We start from the raw sequence: 25017 nt of genomic DNA on the forward strand, positions 1-25017 counted from the left end.
ATCCCCGTTCGGTCAGTTGATGCCGGAGCCCCGCACAGGAGCGGTGGGCGTTCAGTCCGTCCCGGCCGCCCGGATCTCGGCGAGCCGCGCCGCCGCCGCGCTCAGCAGCATGTCCTGCGCCGCCGGGTAGGAGCTGTGCCGCATGGTGGCCACGAGATGGCGGGCCGTGGCCGCGATGTGCGGATGCGTGTCGGCGGGCAGCCGGGCGTACATCGCCCGCCATACGGCGGCCTCGGCCTCGCGGGCGGACTTCGGCAGCGCCGTGTTCGCGGAGTCGAGGGCGCCGAAGGCGAGGGCCTGGTCGACGTAGGCGTGGTAGATCCGCACCGCGTCGGCGTCGGGGAAGCCGGCCCCGCGCAGCACCCCGAGGATGGTCTCCACGGCCTGGATCTCGTAGACCCGCCCGGTCACCCGGTAGGAGCTGAGCATCGCCGCCCTCGGGTGCGCGAGGGCGCCCGCGTGCATGCGCAGGCCAAGGTCCCGCAGGTCGGCCAGCCAGTCGCCGGTGGGCCGCCAGACGCGCAGGGTGCGGCCGATCAGCTCGTCGGCGACGGCCAGCATCAGGTCGTCGGTGTGCCGGAAGTAGCGGTACAGGGAGCTGGGGTCGGCGCCGAGGGCGCGGCCGAGCCGGCGGACCGAGAGCGCCTCGACGCCGTGCTCCTCGATGAGCCTGAGGGCGGTCTCGACGATCAGTTCCTCGGACAGGACGACACCCTGTTTGGTGGGGCGTCTGCGCCGCCGGTCGGCGGCCGGGACGACACGGTCGCTCATCCGGCACCTCCTCGCTGTTCGGTTCCGGGTGTCCGCACCTTATGACAACACCGTTGACCTGTTAAGGGCCCGCGCAGTTTCATGTGCGTTCACCGGGGCCGTTCGGGCCCCCCGGTGCGAGCGGAGAGCACGCCATGATCGACACGCCACCCCCGTCGGGGCCCGCACTGCGCAAGTCCCTCGGTCTGCTGGACGGCGTCGCCATCGCCGCGTCCAGCACGGCCGCGACCACCAGCATCGGCATCGGTCTCGGTGTGACCGCCGGGGTGGTCGGGCTGCATCTGCCGGCCATCATGCTGCTGGCCTTCCTGCCGATCCTGGGCATCGCGGGCGCCTACTCCCGGCTCAACAAGGTCGAGCCGAACGCGGGCAACGGCTATGTGTGGGTGGGCCGTTCGCTCACTCCGTGGCTGGGCTTCCTGGTCGGCTGGGTGAACATCGTCGCGACGATCGCGTTCCTCGCGTACACCACGGCGGTCACCGGTTCGGCGATGATCCAGCTCGCCGGGGAGGCCGGAGTGCACCGGCTGGCCGGCCTCGCGCTCGACCCGGGCTCGACGGCGCAGACGACCGCGGTCGGCATCGTCGTGCTGGTCGCGGTCACCCTCACCGCGGTCACCGGCGTCCGCACCGCCGCCCGCCTCCAGACCGGACTGCTGATCTTCGAGTACGTCGTCCTGCTCGGTTTCTGCGGCTACGGCATCGTCACCGGCCCGCACTCCTTCAGCCTGAGCTGGTTCGACCCCTTCGCGATCCCCTCGGCGTCGGCGCTCGCGCAGGGCCTGCTGCTCTCGGTGTTCTGCTACTGGGGATTCGAGGCCGCGTTCACCGTGAACGAGGAGGTGCGCGACCCGCGCGACGCCTCCCGGGCCGGGCTGATCACCCTCGTGACCATGCTGGGGCTGTTCCTGCTCGGTTCGATCGCCTTCCAACGGGTGCTGTCCGAGGGCGAGTTGGCGGGCCACGGCGCTCAGGGCCTGGCCTACTTCGGCGACCGCCTCGCCTCGCAACCGCTGGCCGCGCTGCCGTTGGTGGCCCTGATGTTCTCGGCGGTCGCCTCCCTCCAGTCGGGCGTGATCCCCACCGCGCGGGGCATGTTCGCGATGAGCCGCGACCGCACCCTCGGCCCCGTCTGGTCCAAGGTCAGCGCGCGCTACGGCACTCCGGCCCTGGGCACCCTGCTGATCGGCGCGCTGGCGACGGCGGTCGCGGCACTGGCCCTGGTGATTCCGCGTCTCGCCGACATGATCATGGCGACGGTGAACGCCGTGGGCATCGTCGTCGCCCTCTCCTACGCGCTCACCGCCCTCGCCGCCGCCGTGCGCTTCCGCTCGCTCCTCCAGGAGGACTGGCGGCAGGGCATCCGCGCGGTCGTGCTGCCCACCCTGAGCGCGCTGGCGCTGCTGGGGCTCGGCGGCTATCTCGCCTGGTCCTTCTACACCTCCACCGACCACCTCGAAGTCAGCGCGGACAACGGCTGGTTCCTGCTGCTCACCCCGGCCGTGATGATCGCGTCGGGTTTCGTGGCCGCCGCCTGGGCGAAGTGGGTACGCAAGTCGCCCTACTTCCAGTCCGGCCGGGGCACCGACGCCGACGCGCCGCAGCTGCTCGTCACCTCTTCATGACCCCCGCAAGGAAACGGACCATGCACGCAGACCTCCTCTTCACCGACGGCCATGTCCTCACCCCCGAGGGCCGCACCGCCAACGCCGTGGCCGTCACCGGCGACCGCATCACCGCCGTGGGCCACGGCGAGGTGCGCGAACTCGCCGGACCGGGCACCCAAGTCGTCGATCTGGCGGGGCGGTTGCTGCTGCCCGGGTTCCAGGACGCCCATGTGCATCCGGTGCCGGCGGGGCTTGAGCTGACCCAGTGCGATCTGACCGGGACGAAGACCGCGGCGGACACGCTCGCCGCGGTGCGCGCCTACGCGGACGCGCATCCCGAGCGGGAGTGGATCACCGGGGGCGGGTGGTCGATGGAGGCGTTCGAGGGCGGCACGCCGACGAAGGAGCAGCTGGACTCGGTCGTACCGGACCGGCCGGTCTATCTGCCCAACCGGGACCACCACGGCGCGTGGGTCAACAGCCGGGCCCTGGAACTGGCGGGGATCACCCGGGACACGCCCGATCCGGCGGACGGGCGGATCGAGCGGGACGCGGCGGGCGAACCGGCCGGGACGCTCCAGGAAGGGGCGATGCAGCTGGTCGGCAGGCTCACGCCGGCGACCACGCCCGCCGACCGGCTGGCCGCGCTGCTGCACGCCCAGCGGCATCTGCACGCGCTCGGCGTCACGGCCTGGCAGGACGCGATCGTCGGCAGGTTCGCGGGGATGGCCGATCCGTCGGACGCGTATCTGACGGCGGCCCGCGACGGCTCGCTCACCGCCCGGGTGGTCGGCGCGCTGTGGTGGGACCGCGAGCGCGGGGCCGAGCAGATACCCGAACTCGTGGAGCGGCGAGCCGCGTTGAGCCACGGGCGGTTCCGCGCGGGCAGTGTGAAGCTGATGCTGGACGGGGTCGCCGAGACCGGCACCGCCGCTCTGCTCGACCCGTACCTCGACAAGTGCGGCTGCGCCACGGCCAATCGGGGCACCAGCTTCATCGACCCGGAGCAACTGCCCAAGTACGTCGTCGAGTTGGACGCGCTCGGGTTCCAGTGCCACTTCCACGCGCTGGGCGACCGGGCCGTACGCGGCGCGCTGGACGCGGTCGAGGCGGCGCGGGAGGCGAACGGGCCGAGTGACACCCGGCCGCATCTGGCGCATCTCCAGGTCGTGCACCCGGACGACGTGGCGCGGTTCGCGCGGCTCGGCGCGGTCGCGAACATCCAGCCGCTGTGGGCCGCGCACGAACCGCAGATGGACGAGCTGACGATTCCGTTCCTCGGGCCCGAACGCGTCCTGTGGCAGTACCCGTTCGGGGCGCTGCTGCGGTCCGGGGCCACTCTCGCGGCGGGCAGCGACTGGCCGGTGAGCAGTCCCGATCCGCTGCACGGCGTCCATGTCGCGGTCAACCGGGTCGAGCCGGGCGGCACCGGTCCGGTGTTCCTGCCGGGCGAGCGCATCGGGCTCGCCGAGGCGTTCACGGCGTACACCGCGGGTTCGGCGTACGCGAACCATCTGGACGACACCGGCCGGGTGGCGGTGGGCGCGCTGGCGGATCTGGTGGTCCTGGACCGCGACCCGTTCGAGGCGCCGCCGGAGGAGATCGCGCAGGCGCGGGTGGCGCTCACCTACGTGGGCGGGGCGGAGGTGTACGCGGCGGACGGCGCCTGACCCGAGCGGTCGTACATGGACAGGTGTCCAGCTATAGTGGACACCTGTCCAATACGACGAGGGGTCGGCTGATCGTGGAAACGCTCGCGAACGTGCTGGTGGGCCTGGTGGCCGCGCTGCATCTGTACATCCTGGTGCTGGAGATGTTCCTGTGGCAGAAGAAGCCCGGGCGCGGTCTGCACGGCTTCGACCCCGAGATGGCTAGGGCCACCGCGCCGATGGCCGCCAACCAGGGGCTGTACAACGGCTTCCTCGCCGCGGGCCTGATCTGGGGCCTGATCGCCGCCGACCCGACCGGCTTCCGCGCCCAGGTCTTCTTCCTGAGCTGTGTCGTGGTCGCGGGCGTCTACGGCGCGGTGACGGCGAACCGGCGCATCCTGTTCGCGCAGGCGCTGCCTGGCGCGCTGGCCCTGGCCGCCGTACTGATCGCGCGGTGAGCCGCGCCGAGCCCGAGGACCCGCGGGCCGCCCGCACCCGGGCCCGGCTGCGCCAGGCCCTCCTCGACGAGTGCGCCGAACACCCCCTGGCGGAGGTCGGCGTCGCCGCCCTGGTCCGCCGGGCCGGGATCGGCCGGGCCACGTTCTACGTCCACTACGACGGCCTGGAGGCGCTCGCGGTCGACGCCTGCGCGGATGTCGTACGGGACGCGGTGGAGGCACTGCACGCCTGGCGCGGCCGGCCCGACCCGGTGCACGCGCCGCCCGCGCTGTCGGAGTTCTTCACCGGTCTGCTCCCCCACGCGGCCCTGTACCGCGCCCTGTTGAGCGCGGGCGGGGGCGGTCCGCTGGGTCTGGTGCTGCACCGGGACCTGCGCGCCTACAGCCTCCGCGAGCGCGAACTCGCGGGCGCGGCCGACGCCCCGCTGGTCGCCTCGGCGGTCGCCGGGACCTTCGGCGGGGTGCTGGCCGACTGGCTGCACGGGCTGTTGGAGGGGACGCCGGAGGAAATCGCCGACCAGGTCTGGCAGTTGCTGGTCGCGCTGCACATGAGCCGCTGACGTAAGGCCGGTTGGGACCTGGTGTCAGCGGGTCAGCGGGTCAGCAGCTGACCGGTTCGCCGGCTCACCGGGTCTCCTGGAACGTCCGCCGGTAGGCCTGCGGGGAGACCCCGATCGCCGCGTGCAGATGCTGGCGCAGGGACGCGCCCGTCGCGAAGCCGACGCGGCCGGCGATCTGGTCGACCGAGAGGTCGCTGCCCTCCAGCAGGTCGCGGGCACGGGCCACCCGCTGCTGGATCAGCCAGCGGCCGGGGCTGAGGCCGACCTCGTCGTTGAAGTGGCGGGCGAAGGTGCGCAGGCTCATGCCGGCGTGGCGGGCCAGGTCGTTCAGGGCGAGGGGCTCGTCCAGGCGGGCAAGGGCCCACTCGCGGGTGGCGGCCGTGCCGGTGGCGCCGGTCTCGGGGACCGGCCGTCGGATGTACTGGGCCTGGCCGCCGTCCCGGAACGGGGGGACGACACAGCAGCGGGCGACGAAGTTGGCGAGTTCACTGCCGTGGTCGGTGCGCACGATGTGCAGGCAGACATCGACACCGGAGGCCGCTCCGGCGGAGGTGAGGATACGGCCGTCGTGGACGAAGAGCACGTCCGGGTTGAGGTCGACCTGCGGATACTCGGCCCGGAAGCGGTCCACGGAGTACCAGTGGGTGGTGGCGCGGCGACCGTCGAGGAGGCCTGCCGCGGCCAGCACGAAGGCGGCGGTGCAGATCGAGACGATCCGCGCGTCCGGGCGGATGCGGGCCAGCGCGGCGGCGATCTCGTCGGGCAGTCCGATCGGGATGCGGTCGGACGCCATGGACGCGACCACCACCGTGTCGGCCGTCTCCAGGATCTCGGGGCCGTGCTCGACGGTGATCGAGAAGTCCGCGTTGGTGCGCACCGGGCGGCCGTCGACGGTGCAGGTCAGCACCTCGTAGCGGCCGTCGGCGGCGCCGAAGATGCGGCTGGGGATGCCCAGCTCGAAGGGGTAGACGCCGTCGAGCGCCAGGACCACGACCCGTTCCACACGCTGCTGCATGGCACGATCCTATCGAAGACTGACCATCCTGCCATTTTCTTGGCGGGCGGCTCCCGGCAGGCTGGTCGACCATGAGCACTGTGAACACCATGCGAGCCGTCGGTCAGCAAGTCCTCGGCGGTCCCGAGGTCCTCGAAGCGGTCGAGGTGGCGAAGCCCGCCCCGCGGGCCAACGAGATCCTGATCCGGGTACGGGCCGCCGGACTCAACCCCACCGACTGGAAGCACCGCCAGACCGGCGGATTCCTCGGCGAACCGCCGTTCGTCCTGGGCTGGGACGTCTCCGGCGTCGTCGAGGCGGTGGGCGTCGGGGTCGCCCGTTTCAAGGCGGGCGACGAGGTCTTCGGGATGCTGTCCTACCCGTGGGGCCACGGCTCGCACGCGGAGTACGTCGCCGCCCCGGCCCGCGGCTTCGTCCACAAGCCGGCCGCCGTCGACCACGTCCAGGCGGGCGCGCTGCCGCTGGTCTCGCTGACCGCGTGGCAGGCGCTGGTGGAGAACGCGGAACTCCGGCCGGGGCAGCGGGTGTTGATCCACGCGGCGGCCGGCGGGGTCGGTCATGTGGCCGTGCAGATCGCGAAGGCGCACGGCGCGTACGTCATCGGCACGGCCAGCGCGGGCAAGCACGACTTCCTGCGCGAGCTGGGCGCGGACGAGGTGATCGACTACCGCGAGACGGACTTCACCGAGGCCGTGAAGGACGTGGACGTCGTCCTGGACACGCTCGGCGGTGACAACGCGGTCAGTTCACTGCGGGTCCTGCGGCCGGGCGGGGTGGTGATCTCGATCCTGCCGATCGGCGGCGCGGAATTCCATGAGGAGGCCGAGCGGCTGGGGGTGCGGGCGGTGCGGATGCTCGTGGACGCCGACCGCGCCGATCTCCAGGCCGTCGCGGACCTCGTCGAGGCGGGGAAGTTGCGGGCGACGATCGCCGGGACGTTCCCGCTGGCCGGTGCCGCCGAGGCGCACGCGCTCGGTGACACCGGCCGCACCACGGGCAAGCTGGTGCTGACGGTCGACTGAGTCGGCCGGACCGATGGGTTCAGAACGTGAGCACGGGCTTGATGGCCTTGCCCGCGCTCATGTCCCGTACCGCCCGGTCGATGTCCGCGAACGGATAGGTGCTGATCAGGCGGTGCAGCGGCAGCCGCCCCTCCTTCACCAGCCGCACCAGCGCGGGGATGAAGCTCTGCGTCTCGCTGTCGCCGAGGGTGAGTCCCACGATCCGCCTCCCGGGGATCAACCCGTTGACGTCCAGGGCGACTTCGCTGCCGAACGGCGGCGCCCCCACGACGACCAGCGTGCCCCGGGCGGCGAGCGCGTCGGCGCCCTGGCGGAGGACGGCGACACTGCCGGTGGTCTCGACGATGCCGTCGGCACCCTGCCCGTCGGTCAGCACCGCGAGGGTCTCACCGAGGTCGGCCTCACCGGCGTTGACGGTGTGGGTGGCACCCAACTCCTTCGCCAGCAGCAGGCGTTCGGCGACCTTGTCGACGGCGATGATCCGGGTGGCGGGCGTCAGCGCGGCGGCCATCACGGCCGACAGGCCGACCGCTCCGGCGCCCAGCACCACAATCGTGTCGCCGAGCCGGGGCTTGAGGACGTTCCAGACGGCACCGACGCCGGTCTGAACTCCGCAGCCCAGCGGGGCGATCGACTCCAACGGCACATCCGGGTCGACCTTCACGAGGCTGCGTTCGTCGACCAACGCCCGCTCCGCGAACGAGGACTGGCCGAAGAAGTGGCCGCCGAGGGGCTGTCCGTCCCGGCTGATGGTGCTGCTGCCGTCGGCGCGGCGACCGCCGATGAGGTTGAGCGGCAGCCAGGTCGCGCAGTAGGCGGGGTGTCCGCCCTGGCAGTTACGGCAGTCGCCGCAGGACGTGAAGGACAGCACGACATGGTCGCCGGGTGCGACCCCGGTGACGGCGGAGCCGACCTCCTCGACGACACCGGCGCCCTCGTGACCGAGAACTCCAGGGAGCGGGAAGGGCAGTCCGCCGCTCGCCACTCCGAGATCCGTGTGGCACAGGCCGGTCGCGACGACCCGGACGAGCGCCTCGTGCGGGCCGGGCTCGGTCAGTTCGACGTCGGTGAGCCGGAAGGGCGCGCCGCCCGACTCGACGACGGCCGCGCGCGTGGTGGTGGACATCGTGGGAACTCCTAGGTGGGCGTGGTCAGTCGAGCGAGACGACGACGGACTTGGTCCGGGTGTAGGCGGCCAGGCCCTCGGGGCCGTACTCGCGGCCGAAGCCGGAGTCCTTGACGCCGCCGAAGGGGACGTTGGGGTCGAGCATCGCCCAGTCGTTGACCCAGACGATGCCCGCCTGGAGGCGGTCGGCGATGCGGTGGGCGCGGGCGAGGTTGCCGGTCTGGACGCCCGAAGCCAGGCCGTAGGGCGTGGAGTTGGCGAGTGCGACGGCCTCGTCCTCGGTGTCGAAGGGCTGCACGGTGAGGACCGGTCCGAAGATCTCCTCCTGGATCACCCGGGAGTCGTTGGCGAGGTCGGCGATGACGGTGGGCTTGTAGTAGTAGCCGCCGTCGAGGTCGAGGCGTTCGCCGCCGCAGACTATGCGGGCGCCTTCCTTGCGGGCGAGGTCGACGTACTCCTCGGCCTTGCGCAGATGCCGCTCCCCCGCCATCGGGCCCACGACGGTCTCGGGCAGCCGGGGGTCGCCGAGCGGTACGCCGGGGACGGCGTCGGCGAGGATGTTGAGGAGGGTGCTGTAGACGGGCCGGGCGACCAGGAGGCGGGGCCCGCCCATGCAGAACTGGCCGGTGTTGAAGACGAAGCCCTTGATGACCGCGCCGACGGCCTTCTCCAGGTCGGCGTCCTCGAAGACGATGTGGGCCGCGTTGCCGCCGAGTTCCATGGTGACGGGCTTGAGGTGCTCGCCCGCGACGCTCGCGGCGTGCCGGCCGACCGCGGTGGAGCCGGTGAAGGCGATCTTGTCGACGCCCGCGTGCCGCAGCAGGGCCTCGCCGGCGACCGGTCCGGTGCCGGTGACGACGTTGACGACCCCGTCCGGGACGCCGGCCCGCTGGAACAGTCCGGCCATGTAGAGGGCGCTGAGCGGGGTCTCGTCGGCGGGCTTGTGGACCACGGTGTTGCCGGCCGCGAGGGCGGGGGCGAGCTTCGAACCGGCGAGGATCAGGGGGAAGTTGAAGGGGGTGATCGCGGCGACCACGCCGAGCGGCTCGCGCTTGGTGTAGGCGAGGGCGTTGAGCGGGGTGTCGCGGGTGGCGCCGTCGAGGGAGAAGGCGAGGGCGGCGTAGTGCTCGTAGTCGTTGGCCGCGTTGGTGATGTCGACGGCGTGGCACAGGGTGATGGGCTTGCCGACGTCGAGGCTCTCCAGCCGTGCGAGTTCGTCGGCGTTCTCGCGGATGAGTTCGGCGACGCGGTGCAGGATCCGGCCGCGTTCCCGGCCGCTGAGCCCGGACCAGCGGCCACTGTCGAAGGCCTCGCGGGCGGCGCGGACGGCCGCGTCCACGTCGGCGGGGCCGGCCTCGGCGACGGTGGTGACGACCCGGCCCCGGGACGGGTCGACCACCTCGGTGCGCGCTCCGTCGGCGGCCTCGCGCCACTGCCCCCCGACGAACAGGCGGCCGGGTTCGATCTCGAAGGCGGTCATCGCCACTCCTCAGCATCGTTGCCAAGATTTCAACCAACAGGATTCCTGTTGGTTTCTCGTCTGGTCCGCAGTCTCATTACAGACAGGTTTCCTGTCAATGCTCTAGGGTGAATCCATGGCTGAATCCCTGGTTGGCGCCCCCGCGACAAAGGCGCTCCCGTCCCTGCTGTACATGGTCAAGCAGGTGGAGCTGGTCGTCCGCTCACGACTGGACGAGCTGGTCAGGCCGTACGGCATCACCGCTCTCCAGTACACCGCTCTCACCGTCCTGGAGCGACACGACGGCCTGTCGGCCGCACAGCTGGCCCGGGACTCCTTCGTCACCGCGCAGTCGATCGCCGATCTGGTCCGCTCACTGGAGGGGCGCGGGCTGGTCCGCCGCGAGCGCAATCCGCGCAACCGGCGCGAACTGCTGATCCTGCTCACCGACGAGGCACGCGAGCTGCTGGCGGGGTGCGCGGGGCAGGTGCGGGCGCTGGAGGAGCGGATGGTGCGCGAGCTCACAGCGCACCAGAGCGAGCAGTTCCGCCAGGCACTTTCCAAGGCCTGGCACGCGCTGTCGTAGGCCCGTCCCCAACATCTCAGAAAGCTCTGGCTCGATTCGAAGACATATGTCAATCGAACATGCTCAAATTCACTCCATCGAGGGTAACTTGCAGGGCGGGGACTGTTGGAGGGGATGTGGTCGTGCAGCAGGAACCCACACCGCTCACCCGGCATCTGCGCATCCACCAGGACCGGGGGTTCACGGTGCTGGAGTTGCGCGGCGAGATCGACATCGCCGCGGCGACGCAGATCGTCCCGTATCTGGACCGGGTGACCGGCAGGCCGGAGGCGCGCGTCGTGCTGGACCTGCGGCAGGTCGAGTTCTTCGACTGCTCGGGCCTGCGCCTGCTCTTCCGCGCCCGGCGTCGGGTGCTGGACCGGGGCGGCAGCGTGCACCTCGTGTGCACCCATCCGCTGACCCTGCGCATCCTGCGGATCACCGGACTCGCGCAGCTGCTGCCGCCCCGACCCACGCTGGACGCGGCCCTGGAGCAGACGGAGACCACGCCCGGTTGAGGAGCGCTACCTGTAGGTGACGAGGGCTACTTGACGATGCGGGTGACCTGGCCCGCGCCCACCGTCCGGCCGCCCTCGCGGATCGCGAACTTCAACCCCTCCTCCATCGCGATGGGTTGGATCAGCTCGACGTGCATGGTCGTGTTGTCGCCCGGCATGACCATCTCGGTGCCCTTCGGCAGGGTCACCACACCCGTCACGTCCGTCGTGCGGAAGTAGAACTGCGGGCGGTAGTTGTGGAAGAAGGGCGTGTGCCGGCCGCCCTCGTCCTTGGAGAGAATGTAGGCACGCGCCTCGAACTCCACGTGCGGGGTGACCGATCCCGGTTTGATGACGACCTGGCCGCGCTCCACGTCCTCGCGCTTGACGCCCCGCAGCAGCAGTCCGACGTTCTCGCCGGCCCGTCCCTCGTCGAGGAGTTTGCGGAACATCTCGATGCCGGTGACCGTCGTCCTGGTCTTCTGCTCGTGGATGCCGATGATCTCGACCTCGTTGTTGACCTTCAGCACCCCGCGCTCGATCCGGCCGGTGACGACCGTGCCGCGCCCGGTGATGGTGAAGACGTCCTCGATCGGCAGCAGGAACGGCCGGTCCACGTCCCGCGTCGGCTGCGGCACGAACTCGTCGACGGCGTCGAGGAGTTCGAGCACCGAGGCGGTCCACTCGGGGTCGCCTTCCAGGGCCTTCAGCGCGGACACCTTCACCACCGGCACGTCGTCGCCGGGGAACTCGTACTCGGTGAGCAGGTCCCGCACCTCCAGCTCGACCAGTTCCAGGATCTCCTCGTCGTCGACCATGTCCGTCTTGTTGAGCGCGACGACGATGTACGGCACCCCCACCTGCCGGGCCAGCAGCACATGTTCCTTGGTCTGCGGCATGGGTCCGTCGGTGGCCGCGACGACCAGGATCGCGCCGTCCATCTGGGCGGCACCGGTGATCATGTTCTTGATGTAGTCGGCGTGCCCGGGGCAGTCGACGTGCGCGTAGTGCCGTCGTTCGGTCTGGTACTCGACATGGGCGATGGAGATCGTGATGCCGCGCTGCCGTTCCTCGGGCGCCTTGTCGATCTGGTCGAACGGGGTGAAGGGGTTGAGGTCGGGGAACCGGTCGTGCAGCACCTTCGTGATGGCCGCCGTGAGGGTGGTCTTGCCGTGGTCGATGTGACCGATGGTGCCGACGTTCACATGGGGTTTCGTCCGCTCGAACTTCGCCTTCGCCACGGCGAGTCCTCCTGATCAGCTCGGTGCTGCCGAGTCGCTCCGTCCCTTCATGTCTATTCGTTGGGCGGCGCGTCGAACAGGGCGCCGACGGACTCACCGTTGTGAATGCGCCGCACCGCCGGCAGGGCCTCGCCTCACGCCGCTGACCCCGAAAACCGGTTGCGGACCGACCGCGGAGGGGCGCGATGATGGCCGCGTCCGTGTCCTCTCCCGTCAGGAACCCTCACATGCGCCGACTCCTCGGAATCCACCGCCCTTCCCACCGGACGACGGTTCTTGAGGACTCGACCACGCATGCACACCCTGAACATCGGAATTCTGGCCCACGTCGACGCCGGTAAGACCAGCCTCACCGAGCGGCTGCTGTTCGACCACGGCGCGATCGACCGGCTCGGCAGCGTCGACGCGGGCGACACCCGTACGGACGACGGCGCGATCGAGCGACAGCGCGGCATCACCATCCGTTCGGCGGTCGCCGCCTTCACCTGCGGCGACACCCAGATCAACCTGATCGACACCCCCGGCCACGCGGACTTCGTCGCGGAGGTCGAGCGCGCCCTCGAAGTCCTCGACGGCGCGGTCCTGTTGCTGTCCGCCGTGGAGGGCGTCCAGGCGCGGACCCGGGTCCTGCTGCGGACCCTGCGGCGGCTGCGGCTGCCCACGCTGGTCTTCGTCAACAAGATCGACCGGGCCGGCGCCCGCGCGGACCACCTCCTCGCGGACGTCCGCCGCCGGCTGACCCCGCACGTCGTCCCCCTCACCGACGTGACGGGCCTCGGCACGCCCGGCGCCCGTGTGCTGCCCCGCCCGCCCGGCGACCCGGACCTGGCCGAGGCACTCGCCGACGTCGACCCGGCCGTCCTCGCGGCGGTCGTCGACGGCCCGCCCCCCACCCCCGACGACCTGAGCGAGGCCCTCGCCACCCGCACCGCGGACGGCTCGATCCACCCGCTCCTCTTCGGCTCGGCCCTCGGCGGCCAGGGAATCCCCGAACTCGTCGCGCGCCTCGTCCAGTTGATCCCGCCCGCACCGACCGGCCAGGGCACCCCGCGAGGCACGGTGTTCGCGGTACGCCCCGGCCCCGGCCGCGAACGGACGGCGTATCTGCGGCTCTACGACGGCGAGGTCGTCCCGCAGCAGCGGCTCACGTTCCGCCGGCACGGGGCGGACGGACGGGCCGTCGAGGTCTGCGGACGGGTCACGCGCCTCGATGTGATCGGGCGGACCGGACCGCTCACCGCCGGGAACATCGGCGCGCTGACCGGCCCGAAGGACATCCGGGTCGGCGACCGGCTCGGTGAACTCACCGACCGGGCACCGCAGTTCGCGCCGCCGACCCTGGAGACGGTGGTACGGGCCCGGCGTCCCGGGCAGTCGGCGGTCCTGCGCTCGGCGCTGCTGGCGCTGGCCGACCAGGACCCCTTGCTGCACGCGCGGCCCGCCGCCTCCGGGGCGACCGCGCTGCTCCTGTACGGCGAGGTCCAGAAGGAGGTCCTGGCGGCGACCCTCGTCCAGGACTTCGGCGTCGAGGCGGACTTCGAGCCGAGCCGGGTGCGGTTCCTGGAACGCCCGGCCGGGACCGGCGAGGCCTGCGAGGAACGGCCGTGGTACGACGGCCGCCGCCACTGGGCGACGATCGGGCTGCGTGTCGAACCGGGGCCGCGCGGCTCCGGCGGGGTCTTCACCTACGAGACCGAACTCGGCGCGCTCCCCCGCGCGTTCCACCAGGCCGTCGAGGACACGGTCCACTCCACCCTGCTCAGCGGGCTGCACGGCGCGCCCGTCACGGACTACCGGGTGACCCTCATCCGGTCCGGATTCGTCGGCCCGCTCAGCACGGCCGCCGACTTCCGCGGCCTCACCCCCATCGTGCTGCGCCAGGCACTGCGGTCCGCGCGGACACGGCTCTACGAGCCGTACGTCGCGTTCGAGACGGAGGTTCCGCACGACGCGCTCGCCCCGGTGACCGCGCGACTCGCCTCCTGCCAGGCCGAGTTCACGGGCACCACGGCCGGCGTCGACACCTGGGTGATCACCGGTGAGCTGCCGGCCCGGCGGGTGCGGGACGTGGAGTCGGCCCTGCCCGGACTGACGCGCGGCGAGGGGGTGTGGTGGTCGCGTCCCGCCGGCGACCGCGAACTCCGGCCGCACTGAGGCCCGTTCGGGCCGTGCCCCATCCATGTCGACGTCCGTGTCCGTGTCCGTGTCACGACATGGACCGGACCGTGCTCCGGACAGGTCACGGGACGCATGGGGCGGCCCGGCCGGGAAATGCTGTCTGCGCGGTCGGCCAGGGCTCCTGGCGGCCGGAACAGTGACTTTCACGCCCGTGCGCCCTCCGTGCCCCCGTCAGCGCGACCGTTGTGCCAACGCGTCGGTCTGACAGGGCGTTTGGGGGGCATGCGGATACCGAGGAAGGGAGGGCCGTCCCCATGACGACTTCCATCAGCCGTATACCCCGGCGCATGCCGGGCTGGGCGAAGGTGCTCACCGCCGTCGTCGTTGTGATCGCCGTGCTGTTCGCCGGGCTCCGGCTCGCCGTGCTCCCGGGACTGCGGGACATCTTCGGCACCGAGACCCACGACCGTTCGGGTCCGGCGCTGCTCAAGTCCATTCAGGACATGAGCCGTTACGACGCGGCCTCCGGCAACTTCCAGGTCGTCGTGGACCTGGAGAAGGACGCCAAGTTCCTGCCGGCCGCGATCCGCGGCACCCGCACGCTGTACGTCGGCGCGGGCACCGTCGAGGGCTACGTCGACCTGGGCAAGCTCGGCAAGCAGGACGTGACGGTCAACGACGACCGCACCTCGGCCACCATCAGGCTGCCGCACGCCACGCTCGGCAAGCCGGCGCTGGACCCGGACCACTCGTACACGGTCTCCAAGCAGCGCGGTCTGCTGGACCGGCTCGGCGACATCTTCTCCGACAACCCCAACAGCGAGCAGGCCGTGCAGAAGCTGGCCTCCAAGCACATCGCCTCGGCGGCCAAGACCAGCGGTCTGACCGCCCGCGCCGAGACCAACACCACCAACATGCTCAAGGGCCTGCTCGGCTCGCTGGGCTTCACCACGGTGACCATCTCCTACGCGGCCTGAGCAGCCGACCGGCGACCCGGGTGCGGGCAGGTGCGGCGCACCCGGGTCGCTTCCACCGCCATGGCATCCTCCGCCGATTCGGGGGTAATCGCCTTGCCAGACAGGGAAGTTGAAGACCGGAGGACCTTACGCATGGGCCGTACCGCCGCACGTCTGCGCCGCACCAGGACCGAGCCGAAGACCGAGGCCGGGCCGAAGACGGCCCGCACCCCGCGTCCGTCGAAGCCCGCACCGCCTCCGCAGCGCTACCAACTCCCGCTCCCGCTGCGGCTGTTGTCGATGCTGCTCGGTTTCGTCTTCATGGTGGCGTTCGCCGTCGTCCTGGCCAAGCTGACCCTGGAGCCGTCCCCCGCGTCGAAGGCGCTCGTGCATACCAATCTGCACCCGGGCCGTTCCCTGAAGGCCTATCTCGACCAGCCGGCGATGCGTGACGCCGTGAAGCAGATCGGCGGGAACGTGGTGCTCGGCATCCCGTTCGGCGTGCTGGTGCCGGTGCTCGCGCCCCGGGCGCGCGGTGTGCTGCGGGTGCTGCTGCTGACGGCGACCGTGATGCTCATGGTGGAGTTCGCGCAGGGCGCGCTGATCACCGGGCGGGCCTTCGACATCGACGACGTCATCCTCAACACCACGGGCGCGCTGGTGGGTTGGCTGCTGCTGGGACGGCGGCTGGGCCGGACGGTGCACGCGCGCAAGCCCGTCGCGAAGACGGCGAGGACACCGAAGGCGGCGAAGACGACGAAGACGGCCAAGGCGGCCAAGGCGGCCAAGGCGGCCAAAGCACCGAAGGCCGCCTCGTGACGAGCGACCACCGGCCCGCAGCCTTCAACTACTGGTCCGTACCAAGGTATTGACGCTGCCCTTATCTCACTTCTTAAATCAAGAGGCGACGCTTTCACCCCCCACCTCGGTCGGCGCACCGGTCCCCACGTGCGCCGCGCAGAAGGGAATGCCGTGGCCTCCCCACACGTACTGCGCAGCTGTCTCCTCGCCGCTCTCTCCGCCGCACTGGTCGCGACCGCCGCGACCGGTCCGGCGCGAGCGTCGGCCTCGGCGGACGCCCAGGCCGACGCCGTCACGTTCTCCGACACCTTCGACGGAGCGGCCGGCAGTGCCGTCAACTCCTCGAAGTGGACGCAGGAGACCGGCGACAACGTCAACAACCACGAACGCGAGTACTACACGTCCGGCACCAACAACGCGGCCCTGGACGGCCAGGGCCATCTGGTGATCACGGCGAAGAAGGAGAACCCCGCCAACTACCAGTGCTGGTACGGAACCTGCCAGTACACCTCGGCCAGGCTGAACACCTCCGGGAAGTTCAGCGCGCAGTACGGGCATGCCGAGGCCCGGATGAAGATCCCGCGCGGGCAGGGCATGTGGCCCGCGTTCTGGATGCTCGGCACCGACATCGGGTCGGTCGGCTGGCCCAACTCGGGCGAGATCGACGTCATGGAGAACGTCGGCTTCGAGCCCTCCACGGTCCACGGCACCATCCACGGCCCCGGCTACTCCGGCGCGAACGGGATAGGCGCCGCCTACACGCCGGCGAACGGCGCCGCCTTCGCGGACGCCTTCCACACCTTCGCCGTCGACTGGGCGCCCGGCTCGATCAAGTGGTCGGTCGACGGTGTCGTCTACGAGACCCGTACGCCCGCCGACGTGGGCGGCAACACCTGGGCGTTCAACAAGCCGTTCTTCCTGATCCTGAACCTCGCGGTCGGCGGCGACTGGCCGGGCGACCCGAACAGCGCCACGGCCTTCCCGGCCCAGCTGGTGGTGGACTCGGTCTCGGTCACCACGAGCGACACGGCCACCGGGGTGGCGATCAAGGGCCTCGCCGGCAAGTGCGTCGACGTCAACGGCGCGAACACCGCCAACGGGACCGCCGTACAGCTCTACGACTGCAACGGCACGGCCGCCCAGCAGTGGACCGTGGGCTCCGACGGCACGATCCGCGCGCTCGGCAAGTGCCTGGACGTGGCGAGCGGCGGGACCGCCGACGGCACCAGGGTCCAGCTCTACGACTGCAACGGCTCCGCCGCCCAGAAGTGGGCCGTCAGCTCGGCGCACGACATCGTCAACCCGCAGGCCGACAAGTGCCTGGACGTGACCGGCAACAACTCCGCCAACGGCACCCCGTTGCAGATCTGGACCTGCTCCGGCGGCGCCAACCAGAAATGGACCGTCGGCTGAATCCGTAGGGGCTAGTGCGGCAACCAGGTGAACTTGTCCCCGCCGACCCAGCGGACGACGTCCGGATCGTCCAGGTCGTGGACCGTGATGCCGCACACGGCCGCGACCTGGAGGACGTCGGTGATCCCGGTGGCCTCGCAGACCATCTCCCCGTCGATCTCCACGATGCGGAACGGCGGGGTGCCCGGCTGCACCTTCAGCACCATGATCCGTGGAGTCGAGATGTGCGGGCTGGCGATTTCGGTCATGCAATAGAGCCTAGAACGCATCACGCGGACGCGAGCGGTCCAAGGCGCCCGGCCAGGGGCCCTCGCGGGAGGAGGCTCGATGGATCCCGCGCAGGCACTGGACCGGATCGCCTTCCTGCTGGAACGCTCCCTGGCCCCCACGTACCGCGTACGCGCCTTCCGTACGGCGGCCGGGGTGCTGGCGGCACTCCCCGAGGGCGAGGTCGCCGAACGCGCCGCGGCCGGGACGCTGGAGTCCCTCAAGGGCATCGGCCCCAAGACCGCGCAGGTGGCCCGCGAGGCCCTGGAGGGGCGGGTCCCCGCCTATCTGGAGCAGCTGGAGGCCGAGGCCCCCGCCCCGGCCGGCCCCGGCGGCCAGGAGCTGCGGGCCCTGCTGCGCGGGGACTGCCACCTCCACTCCGACTGGTCGGACGGCGGCAGCCCGATCGATGAGATGGGCCGTACGGCGGCCCGGCTCGGCCACGAGTGGGCGGTGCTGACCGACCACTCGCCCCGGCTGACCGTGGCCCGCGGCCTCTCCCCCGAGCGGCTGCGCGAACAGCTGGACGTGGTGGCCGCGCTGAACGCGACCTGGGCGCCCTTCCGGCTGCTCACCGGCATCGAGTGCGACATCCTCGACGACGGCTCGCTGGACCAGGAACCGGAGCTGCTGGAACGGCTCGACGTGGTCGTGGTCTCCGTGCACTCCAAGCTGCGCATGGAGGCCCGCGCCATGACCCGCCGCATGGTGGCCGCCGTACGGAATCCGCACGCGGACGTCCTCGGGCACTGCACCGGGCGGCTGCTCATCGGGCGGGACGGGGGTGCCGCGCGGCCCGAGTCGGCCTTCGACGCGGACGAGGTGTTCGCCGCGTGTGCCGAGTCGGGTACGGCCGTGGAGATCAACAGCCGTCCGGAGCGGCTGGACCCGCCGAGGCGGCTGCTGCGGAAGGCCGTGGCCGCGGGGGTGCTGTTCTCGGTCGACACCGACGCGCACGCGCCCGGCCAGCTCGACTGGCAGATCAACGGCTGCGCGCGGGCGGAGGAGTGCGGGGTGCCGGCCGAACGGGTGCTGACGACGTGGTCGGCGGACGAGCTACTGGCCTGGACCACCGGCAAGTGACTCCGCTTGACTTCGAGCGCACTTCAATTCGTAGCGTTCCCTTCATGACCACTGCACAGCACAAGATCGGTTCGGGATTCGACGCGCGGAGCACCGCCGACGACGTCCTGGAGGGCCTCGACCTCGACGGGAAGCTCGCCGTCCTCACGGGGGGCTACTCCGGCCTCGGCCTGGAGGCGACCCGCGCGCTCACCAAGGCGGGCGCCCGGGTGGTCGTCCCCGCGCGGCGCCCGGACGCGGCCCGGGAGGCCGTGGCCGGGCTGCCCGGCGTCGAGGTGGACGAACTGGACCTCGGCGACCTGGAGAGCGTGCGCGCTTTCGCCGAGCGGTTCCTGGCCTCCGGCCGCACCGTCGACTTCATGATCGACAACGCCGGGATCATGGCCTGCCCCGAGACCCGGGTCGGACCCGGCTGGGAGGCGCAGTTCGCCACCAACCACCTCGGCCACTTCGCCCTCGTCAACCGCCTGTGGCCGGCCATCGAGCCGGGTGGCGCCCGCGTGGTCTCGGTGTCCTCGCGCGCCCACCACTTCTCCGGAATGCGCTGGGACGACGTCCAGTGGACCCACGGCTACGACAAGTGGGAGGCGTACGGCCAGGCGAAGACCGCGAACGTCCTCTTCGCCGTCCACCTCGACCGGCTCGCCGCCGACCGCGGTGTCCGCGCCTTCTCGCTGCACCCCGGTGGCATCATCACCCCGCTCCAGCGCCACCTCCCGAAGGAGGAGATTATCGAGCGCGGCTGGATCGACGAGCAGGGCAACGTCCTGAACCCCGAGGGCTTCAAGACCCCTCAGCAGGGCGCGGCCACCGAGGTCTGGGCGGCCACCTCCCCGCAGCTGGCCGACATGGGCGGCGTCTACCTGGAGGACTGCGACATCGCGGAGCCCGCCCCCGACGGCGACGAGCGCACGGGCGTCAAGTCCTGGGCGACCGATCCGGAGGAGGCCGCACGCCTCTGGAAGCTGTCCGCGGACCTAACTGGTGTGAACGCCTTCGCCGGTTAGTTCCGGACACGGCTTCTCCAGGGTGCGCGCATCCTCCCGGCCGTCGCCTCAGTGCGGGGTGCGCTCCTCAAGTGCCGTGCGCCAGGCGGGCGGTGGGCCCTGCGGTTCGGGCTCGGCGCGGCGCCCGCCCCGGGCGAAGAAGTCGGCGAGGGGGAGGATCGCGGCGCCGACGGTGACCGCGTCGGGGCCGAGGAGGCCCAGGTCGATGGTGACGCGTCCGGCGGGGTGGCGCAGGGCGTACGCGGTGGCGTGGTGGCGGACGGCGGGGAGGAAGCGGGAGCCGAGCTGGAGTCCGGCCCAGCCGCCGATGAGGATGCGTTCGGGCTGGAAGAGGTTGATCAGGTCGGAGAGACCGGCACCGAGGTACTCGGCGGTCTCCTCCAGGACGGCGAGGGCGACCGGGTCGGCCTCGGCGCCGTCCGCCGGGTGGGCGGCGACCAGCAGCGCGGTCATCGCGGTCTCCTCGTCGGTGCCCTCCGGCGGGCGTCCGCCCTGCTCGCGCCAGCGGTCGAGCAGCGACTCGGCGCCCGCGTAGGCCTCCAGGCAGCCCAGGGCTCCGCAGCGGCAGCGGCGACCGCGGACCCGTACCGTGAGATGACCCCACTCGACCGCGCGGCCGTTCTCCACCTCGGGTGTCACCAGGCAGGCGCCGACGCCGGAGCCGAAGAGCACGACGATCGCGCTGCGCGCGCCGCGCCCGCCGCCGAACCACATCTCGGCCTGGCCGAGGGTCTTGGCGCCGTTGTCGATGAAGTACGGCACGGTGTCGGGGAGTTGCGAGGTGGAGCGGAGGAGTTCTTCGAGGGGGACCGCGTCCCAGCCGATCGTCTGGCCGTGGACCACCGCGCCGCGGTCCGGGGTGTGCTCGACTATGCCGGGGACGCCGATGCCGACGCCGAGCAGCCGTTCGGGTGCGATGTCGGCGGCGGCGAGGACTTCGGCCATGCCGTCGCGGATGTGGCCGACGATGACCTCGACCTCGTACCGCTGCTGCTCCAACGGGCGTTCCGCGCGGGCGACTTCGGTGAGGGTGAGGTCGAACAGCTCGACGCGGACCCGGGTCTCGCCGACGTCGACGCCGATCATGTGGCCGCTGTGCGGGGCGACTTGGAGGAGGGTGCGGGGACGGCCGCCGTCGGAGTCGACACTGCCGGCCTCCTCGACCAGGCCGTCGGCGACGAGGTCCGCGACGACATTGCTCACCGAGCCGGAGCTGAGTCCGGTCACCGGGCCCAGTTCGAAGCGGCTGAGGGGTCCGTCGAAGTACAGACGTTGCAGCACGGCCGTGCGGTTGCCCCGCCTGAGGTCGCGTACCGTGCGTCCGTTCCGCCCCGCCATGTGGCTCCCTCCGACCCCGCACCCTCTTAATTCACGCTCTGAACTAAGGGCCATTGGAATGCACACTACGTGGTGGAAGCCGTCCCGTCGATCTCTCCGAGGGCGGCGAGGAGCTCGGGGCCGACCCGCTCGCGCCGCCAGCGGTTCTCTTCCGGGCCGAACTCCCTGGGGACCGCCTCGGCGAGCATGATCAGGTAGAGGTAGCTGCGGTAGAGGGCGTAGCGGAGGCGGGCCGACCGGTCGAACTCGACCCGGCCGCCCGCTTCCCGGTAGCCCGCGAGGAACGCGTCGTCCTTCCTGATGTCGCCGAGCAAGGCCAGGGAGACGAAGTCGGCGAGCGGGTCGCCCCAGAACATCCGCTCGCCGTCGATGAGTCCGCCGATGCGCGGTGTGTCGCCCGTGCGGTCGACCAGGATGTTGCCCTGCCAGAGGTCGAAGTGGACGGCGCGGGGGACCGTGATCTCGTCCAGCGCGGTGAAGGCGGCGCGGGCCGTGCGGGCGATGTCGTCGGCGGGCAGCGGCAGCCAGGCCTGGTAGCGGCGGGCGTCGTCGAGGACCGCGTCGTAGAGCGTGGTGAACGCGGCCCGCCAGTCGGGGGCGAGGGGGCCGAGGGCGCCGGAGGGGTAGCCGAAGCCGGGGCCGGTGATCTCGTGCAGGTGGGCGAGCTGTCGGCCCAACTCCGTACGCAGGGCGGGCACTTCGGTGTCCGCGAGCGAGTCGTCCCAGGGTTCTCCGGGGCAGCGGGTCATCAGGAGCGCGTCACCGTCCAGGGCCACGACACGCGGTGCGGCCACCCCGGCCTCGGCGGCGGCGCCGTAGAAGTCGGCCTCGGAGACGAGGAGTCGGCGCTCGTGGGACAGGCCGGGGACGGTGGGGGCGGTCTTGAGGACGTAGCGGCTGCCGTCGGTGAGGGTGAGTTCCTCGACGGTGTTGTAGGTGCCGCCGCCCATCGGGCGGAGGCGGCCGAGGCGGGCCGGTGGGATGCCGGCCGCGCCGAGGATCCGCCGGACCCGCTCCCAGGACTCCGTCACCGCGCGCCCACCTCTCCGTCTCGGTCAGCCGGCGGCGTACCCGTCCTCGACGTAACGCCCGTCCGCCATCAGCGTGTTGAGCCACCGCTCGGCGGACTGTTCGTCGGCGCCGGGCGTGCGGTCCCGGTACAGGGTACGGAACGCCATGCGCGCCCCGTCGCCGCACACGAACACCCGGGCGCCCGCGTCCAGCAGGGCCCGCACCTCGTCCGCCTCGGCGGCGACCCGGTGCTGCACGAAGGTGATCCCGCCCTCCGGAGCGGCGCTGAAGGCCGGGCGGAGCGAGACCGCTCCGGCGCTGCCGGTGATGCTGCGTGTCCAGGGCGAGTCCGAGCCCGGCGACCTCGCCCCCGCGAAGGTCACCCCCGTCGAGGCCCGCGTCCCGGCACTGCTCGCGGCCGGCGCCACCACCACCCACGCGACCCGCGAGACAGGCCTGACACCCGACGGCGTCACCTGTCACCTACGACACCACCGGTGGCCACGACGGCGGAGGGGTGGTCCTCCGCTCCCTCGGGCGCCCCGAAGCGGGCAAGGGTGTGCCAGACCATCTTCAGGTCCTGGAGTTCATGACGGCCTGTGCGGGCGGCGTCGCCGATGATCCGGGGGTCGATGACGCCCTTCTCCGCGATGAGGGCCCCGAGATCCGCGAACTCCCGGCCCCGGTAGTCCGCGTGCTGCCACAGGCGCGGCACGGTGAGGCGGTAGCCGGGGTGCCATTCGACGGGGCAGGGCAGGCGGCGGGCGGCGACTTCGACCGGGGTGCCGCGGTAGCCGGCGTCCAGGACGAGGGCCTCGACGTCCCGGGCGAGGTCGACTCCGCCGTGCACCTGAGTCTCGATGTAGTCGTCGAGGGCGTCCCGCTCGTCGGCCTCGGCGAGCGCGATCAGGGACATGCCCGTGGCGACGCCGAAGTCGGTCGGTTCGGCCGCGCTGTCGGGGTAGCAGAAGGTGGCGCGGGCGAGGACCGCACCCGTCAGCCGGAAATGCGAGGAGCCGAACCTCGGTGCGGCGCCGACCAGTTGGTGCCGGAAGTTCAGCGCGCCGTACACCGGTCTCTCGGCGGCGGGCGCCCCGTCGTAGGCACCGGCGAAGATCCGGCTCTCCCAGCGCCAGCGGTCACCGCCGGGGTGCGCGGTGAGTCCGCCGTTGCTGGTGCCGGTGACGAACTGCGAGTGGTAGCCGCCGTCCCGCGCCAGCGCTTCGAGGATGGGGCGTCCGGCCGCCGTGCGGTCGGGATGGAAGTTGAGGGTGACACGCAGGCGCGGGTCGACGGCCGGGCCCGACGACCCGGCCGCAACGTGCCGCAGGGCCGCCCGCGCCCGGTGTCCCCCGACGTCCGCGAAATCCATTGGCTCCCGCACCGCTCACCTCACTACCCTGGACCAAAACCTAGACCCTCTAGGTTTCGGATACGGACACCGCCCCAGGAGACTCCCCCCATGAGATCACTCACCGAGCAGGACATCCGCGGCTCCTTCGTCAACTGCTCGAAGGGCGAGGCTAAGCGGCTGGCGGTCCCCCGTGATCTCGACGACCGCCCGTGGGACGACCTGGACTTCCTGGGCTGGCGGGATCCGGGGGCGCCGGACCGCAGTTACCTCGTCACCGAGCGGGCGGACGGGCCGGTCGGGGTCACTCTGCGGTTCCCGTCCGCGCAGCGCGGCTTTCTGCACCGGAGCATGTGTTCGCTGTGCGTGACGACCCATCCGGGCGGCGGGGTCTCCCTGATGACCGCGCGCAAGGCGGGCCCGGCGGGCCGCGAGGGGAACTCGGTCGGCCTGTACATGTGCACCGACCTCGCGTGCTCCCTCTATGTGCGCGGCAGGAAGATCCCCGAGTCGGGCATCCGCATCGAGGAGAGCCTCACGGTGGAGCAGCAGATCGAGCGGACGGTGGCCCATCTGACCGCCTTCCTCGACAAGTTGTACGTGTGACGTCGGCCCCCGAGCCGCGGGTCCTGCGTCACTCCCCCGGCACCGCGATGACGATCTTGCCCCGGTTGTCGCGCCGCTCCAGCCGCTCGTGGGCGGCACGCGCCTGTGCCAGGGGTACGACCGTCTCGATCGGGACCCGGTAGGTGCCGGCGGCGACCCGCTCCGCCAGTTCGCGCAGGTCCGGGCGGGGGTCGTAGCCGCCGTGGATCTGGAGGTTGGTGAGCTGGAAGCCGAGGACCGAGGCGTTCTTCGGGTAGAAGTCGCGGGTGTCGACCGTGCCGGCCTCCAGGGCGACGTTGGCGAGGGCGACGACCCGCCCACCGTGTCCGATCTCGCGCAGGCTGCGCCCGAAGGCCCGGCCGCCGACGGTGTCGAGGACGACGTCCGCGCCGCGTCCGCCGGTGAGCCGTAGCACCTCGTCGACCTCGGCGTCGTCCGGGAAGGCCGAGGTGTCGAGGGTGGCGTGGGCGCCGAACTCCGCCGCCCAGGAAGCCTTTTCGGGCGATCCGGCGAGGGCGATGACCCGGGCGCCCGCCTCGGCAGCCATCTGTACCGCCGCGCTGCCGACGCCGCTCGCGGCGGCCTTCACGAGCACCGTGTCCTCCTTCGTGACCCGGGCGAGATGGCGCAGGCAGTACCAGGCCGACAGCCAGGCGACGGGCAGCGCGGCGGCGTGCGTGAACTCGATCCCGTCGGGCAGGGCCGTCACGCGGGACGCGGGCACGGCCGCCAACTCGGCGTAGAAACCGGGTGAGTTCACTCCGTCGAGGGCCACGACCCGCTGGCCGACCGTGAATTGGGTGACGCCCTCGCCCAACGCGGCGACGGTACCGGCGCCTTCCACACCGGGGATCAGCGGCGGGCGTCCGGCCCGGTGGTAGTTCCCGGACCTGATCAGGGCGTCCGCGCGGTTCACGCCCGCCGCGGCGATCCGCACCAGCACCTGCCCCGGACCCGGGACCGGGTCGGGCACCTCGACCGGCACCAGCACCTCGGGCCCGCCGAACTCGTCGATCCGCACCGCACGCATACCGCACCCGCTTCCCGTCGTGGCCACCGAACCTGGCCGACACCGTTTGAACTGGTGTCACCATGC

The 25017-nt window shown here is 71.7% G+C and carries 24 protein-coding genes and 1 pseudogene; 14 read left to right on the top strand and 11 right to left on the bottom strand.

From position 1 onward, the window contains the following. Positions 1–51 precede the first annotated feature (51 nt). Positions 52–771 (bottom strand): TetR/AcrR family transcriptional regulator, encoded by a 720-nt coding sequence (locus ACIQPR_RS39610; RefSeq protein ID WP_403659114.1) that lies wholly within the window; start codon positions 769–771, stop codon positions 52–54. A gap of 134 nt (positions 772–905) precedes the next feature. On the opposite strand from ACIQPR_RS39610, the gene ACIQPR_RS39615 reads away from it, so the two are divergent. The 4 genes from ACIQPR_RS39615 to ACIQPR_RS39630 all read left to right on the top strand — a co-directional run bounded on the left by ACIQPR_RS39615 (position 906) and on the right by ACIQPR_RS39630 (position 5045). Further along, positions 906–2396: an APC family permease gene (locus ACIQPR_RS39615; RefSeq protein ID WP_403659116.1), complete on the top strand. Its 1491-nt coding sequence runs from the start codon at positions 906–908 to the stop codon at positions 2394–2396. 20 nt (positions 2397–2416) lie between these two features. Next, positions 2417–4048 (top strand): amidohydrolase, encoded by a 1632-nt coding sequence (locus ACIQPR_RS39620; RefSeq protein WP_403659119.1) that lies wholly within the window; start codon positions 2417–2419, stop codon positions 4046–4048. 74 nt (positions 4049–4122) lie between these two features. Then, positions 4123–4485, top strand: coding sequence for a DUF1304 domain-containing protein (locus ACIQPR_RS39625; RefSeq protein WP_355911344.1), 363 nt, complete (start codon positions 4123–4125; stop codon positions 4483–4485). Continuing rightward, complete coding sequence (locus ACIQPR_RS39630) at positions 4482–5045, top strand: TetR/AcrR family transcriptional regulator (protein ID WP_403659123.1); 564 nt, start codon at positions 4482–4484, stop codon at positions 5043–5045. Before ACIQPR_RS39625 ends, ACIQPR_RS39630 begins: the two co-directional genes overlap by 4 nt. Before the next feature lie 64 nt (positions 5046–5109). On the opposite strand, the gene ACIQPR_RS39635 is transcribed toward ACIQPR_RS39630, so the two are convergent. Next, positions 5110–6060 carry a GlxA family transcriptional regulator gene (locus ACIQPR_RS39635; RefSeq protein WP_403659126.1) on the bottom strand — a complete coding sequence of 317 codons (951 nt, stop codon included), beginning with the start codon at positions 6058–6060 and terminating at the stop codon, positions 5110–5112. Between the two features lie 71 nt (positions 6061–6131). Between ACIQPR_RS39635 and ACIQPR_RS39640 the strand changes: the two genes are divergently transcribed. Continuing rightward, on the top strand, positions 6132–7082 hold the full coding sequence (locus tag ACIQPR_RS39640) for an NADP-dependent oxidoreductase (protein ID WP_403659129.1): 951 nt from the start codon (positions 6132–6134) through the stop codon (positions 7080–7082). Positions 7083–7101: 19 nt separating this feature from the next. Here the strand turns inward: ACIQPR_RS39640 and ACIQPR_RS39645 are convergent, their stop codons facing one another. Both ACIQPR_RS39645 and ACIQPR_RS39650 read right to left on the bottom strand, forming a co-directional pair. After that, positions 7102–8208 (bottom strand): NAD(P)-dependent alcohol dehydrogenase, encoded by a 1107-nt coding sequence (locus ACIQPR_RS39645; protein WP_403659132.1) that lies wholly within the window; start codon positions 8206–8208, stop codon positions 7102–7104. A gap of 25 nt (positions 8209–8233) precedes the next feature. Further along, complete coding sequence (locus ACIQPR_RS39650; RefSeq protein WP_403659135.1) at positions 8234–9688, bottom strand: aldehyde dehydrogenase family protein; 1455 nt, start codon at positions 9686–9688, stop codon at positions 8234–8236. Between the two features lie 115 nt (positions 9689–9803). Between ACIQPR_RS39650 and ACIQPR_RS39655 the strand changes: the two genes are divergently transcribed. Further along, positions 9804–10253 carry a MarR family winged helix-turn-helix transcriptional regulator gene (locus ACIQPR_RS39655; protein ID WP_403659138.1) on the top strand — a complete coding sequence of 150 codons (450 nt, stop codon included), beginning with the start codon at positions 9804–9806 and terminating at the stop codon, positions 10251–10253. Positions 10254–10312: 59 nt separating this feature from the next. Further along, positions 10313–10750, top strand: a complete 438-nt coding sequence (locus ACIQPR_RS39660) for an anti-sigma factor antagonist (RefSeq protein ID WP_403659141.1) — start codon at positions 10313–10315, stop codon at positions 10748–10750. A 26-nt stretch (positions 10751–10776) separates the two neighbouring features. Here the strand turns inward: ACIQPR_RS39660 and tuf are convergent, their stop codons facing one another. Continuing rightward, the gene (gene tuf / locus ACIQPR_RS39665; protein WP_403659144.1) at positions 10777–11970 is read right to left on the bottom strand and encodes an elongation factor Tu; all 1194 of its coding nucleotides are present in this window, start codon (positions 11968–11970) and stop codon (positions 10777–10779) included. A 294-nt stretch (positions 11971–12264) separates the two neighbouring features. On the opposite strand from tuf, the gene otr(A) reads away from it, so the two are divergent. The 4 genes from otr(A) (at position 12265) to ACIQPR_RS39685 (ending at position 17258) form a co-directional block, all read left to right on the top strand. Then, positions 12265–14124 carry a tetracycline resistance ribosomal protection protein Otr(A) gene (gene otr(A), locus ACIQPR_RS39670; RefSeq protein ID WP_403659147.1) on the top strand — a complete coding sequence of 620 codons (1860 nt, stop codon included), beginning with the start codon at positions 12265–12267 and terminating at the stop codon, positions 14122–14124. Between the two features lie 278 nt (positions 14125–14402). Beyond that, on the top strand, positions 14403–15065 hold the full coding sequence (locus ACIQPR_RS39675; protein ID WP_403659150.1) for a DUF4230 domain-containing protein: 663 nt from the start codon (positions 14403–14405) through the stop codon (positions 15063–15065). Positions 15066–15197: 132 nt separating this feature from the next. Then, positions 15198–15863, top strand: a complete 666-nt coding sequence (locus ACIQPR_RS39680) for a VanZ family protein (RefSeq protein ID WP_403659153.1) — start codon at positions 15198–15200, stop codon at positions 15861–15863. A 153-nt stretch (positions 15864–16016) separates the two neighbouring features. Beyond that, a complete protein-coding gene (locus tag ACIQPR_RS39685; RefSeq protein ID WP_403659155.1) occupies positions 16017–17258 on the top strand; it encodes a lectin in 1242 nt (413 codons plus the stop codon). An 11-nt stretch (positions 17259–17269) separates the two neighbouring features. On the opposite strand, the gene ACIQPR_RS39690 is transcribed toward ACIQPR_RS39685, so the two are convergent. After that, on the bottom strand, positions 17270–17506 hold the full coding sequence (locus ACIQPR_RS39690) for a hypothetical protein (protein WP_403659158.1): 237 nt from the start codon (positions 17504–17506) through the stop codon (positions 17270–17272). A 79-nt stretch (positions 17507–17585) separates the two neighbouring features. Here ACIQPR_RS39690 and ACIQPR_RS39695 point away from each other — a divergent pair, with 79 nt between their 5' ends. Then, positions 17586–18608: a PHP domain-containing protein gene (locus ACIQPR_RS39695; protein WP_403659161.1), complete on the top strand. Its 1023-nt coding sequence runs from the start codon at positions 17586–17588 to the stop codon at positions 18606–18608. A 44-nt stretch (positions 18609–18652) separates the two neighbouring features. After that, positions 18653–19615, top strand: a complete 963-nt coding sequence (locus tag ACIQPR_RS39700; protein WP_403659164.1) for an SDR family NAD(P)-dependent oxidoreductase — start codon at positions 18653–18655, stop codon at positions 19613–19615. A gap of 48 nt (positions 19616–19663) precedes the next feature. On the opposite strand, the gene ACIQPR_RS39705 is transcribed toward ACIQPR_RS39700, so the two are convergent. The 4 genes and pseudogenes from ACIQPR_RS39705 to ACIQPR_RS39720 form a co-directional block, all read right to left on the bottom strand. Beyond that, the gene (locus ACIQPR_RS39705) at positions 19664–20953 is read right to left on the bottom strand and encodes an ROK family protein (protein ID WP_403659167.1); all 1290 of its coding nucleotides are present in this window, start codon (positions 20951–20953) and stop codon (positions 19664–19666) included. A 65-nt stretch (positions 20954–21018) separates the two neighbouring features. Beyond that, entirely contained in the window at positions 21019–21984 is a 966-nt protein-coding gene (locus ACIQPR_RS39710; protein ID WP_403659170.1) for a phosphotransferase family protein, read from the bottom strand. A gap of 24 nt (positions 21985–22008) precedes the next feature. Next, a pseudogene (locus tag ACIQPR_RS39715) lies at positions 22009–22281 on the bottom strand (hypothetical protein); the annotation flags it as partial. A gap of 155 nt (positions 22282–22436) precedes the next feature. After that, positions 22437–23336 carry a DUF3626 domain-containing protein gene (locus ACIQPR_RS39720; RefSeq protein ID WP_403659173.1) on the bottom strand — a complete coding sequence of 300 codons (900 nt, stop codon included), beginning with the start codon at positions 23334–23336 and terminating at the stop codon, positions 22437–22439. 90 nt (positions 23337–23426) lie between these two features. Between ACIQPR_RS39720 and ACIQPR_RS39725 the strand changes: the two genes are divergently transcribed. Continuing rightward, complete coding sequence (locus ACIQPR_RS39725) at positions 23427–23921, top strand: FBP domain-containing protein (protein ID WP_403659176.1); 495 nt, start codon at positions 23427–23429, stop codon at positions 23919–23921. A 28-nt stretch (positions 23922–23949) separates the two neighbouring features. Here ACIQPR_RS39725 and ACIQPR_RS39730 read toward each other — a convergent pair whose 3' ends face one another. Further along, entirely contained in the window at positions 23950–24951 is a 1002-nt protein-coding gene (locus ACIQPR_RS39730; protein WP_403659179.1) for a zinc-binding alcohol dehydrogenase family protein, read from the bottom strand. Positions 24952–25017: the final 66 nt, after the last annotated feature.

The sequence above is a fragment of the Streptomyces sp. NPDC091280 genome, from assembly GCF_044768565.1.
Lineage (GTDB): Bacteria > Actinomycetota > Actinomycetes > Streptomycetales > Streptomycetaceae > Streptomyces.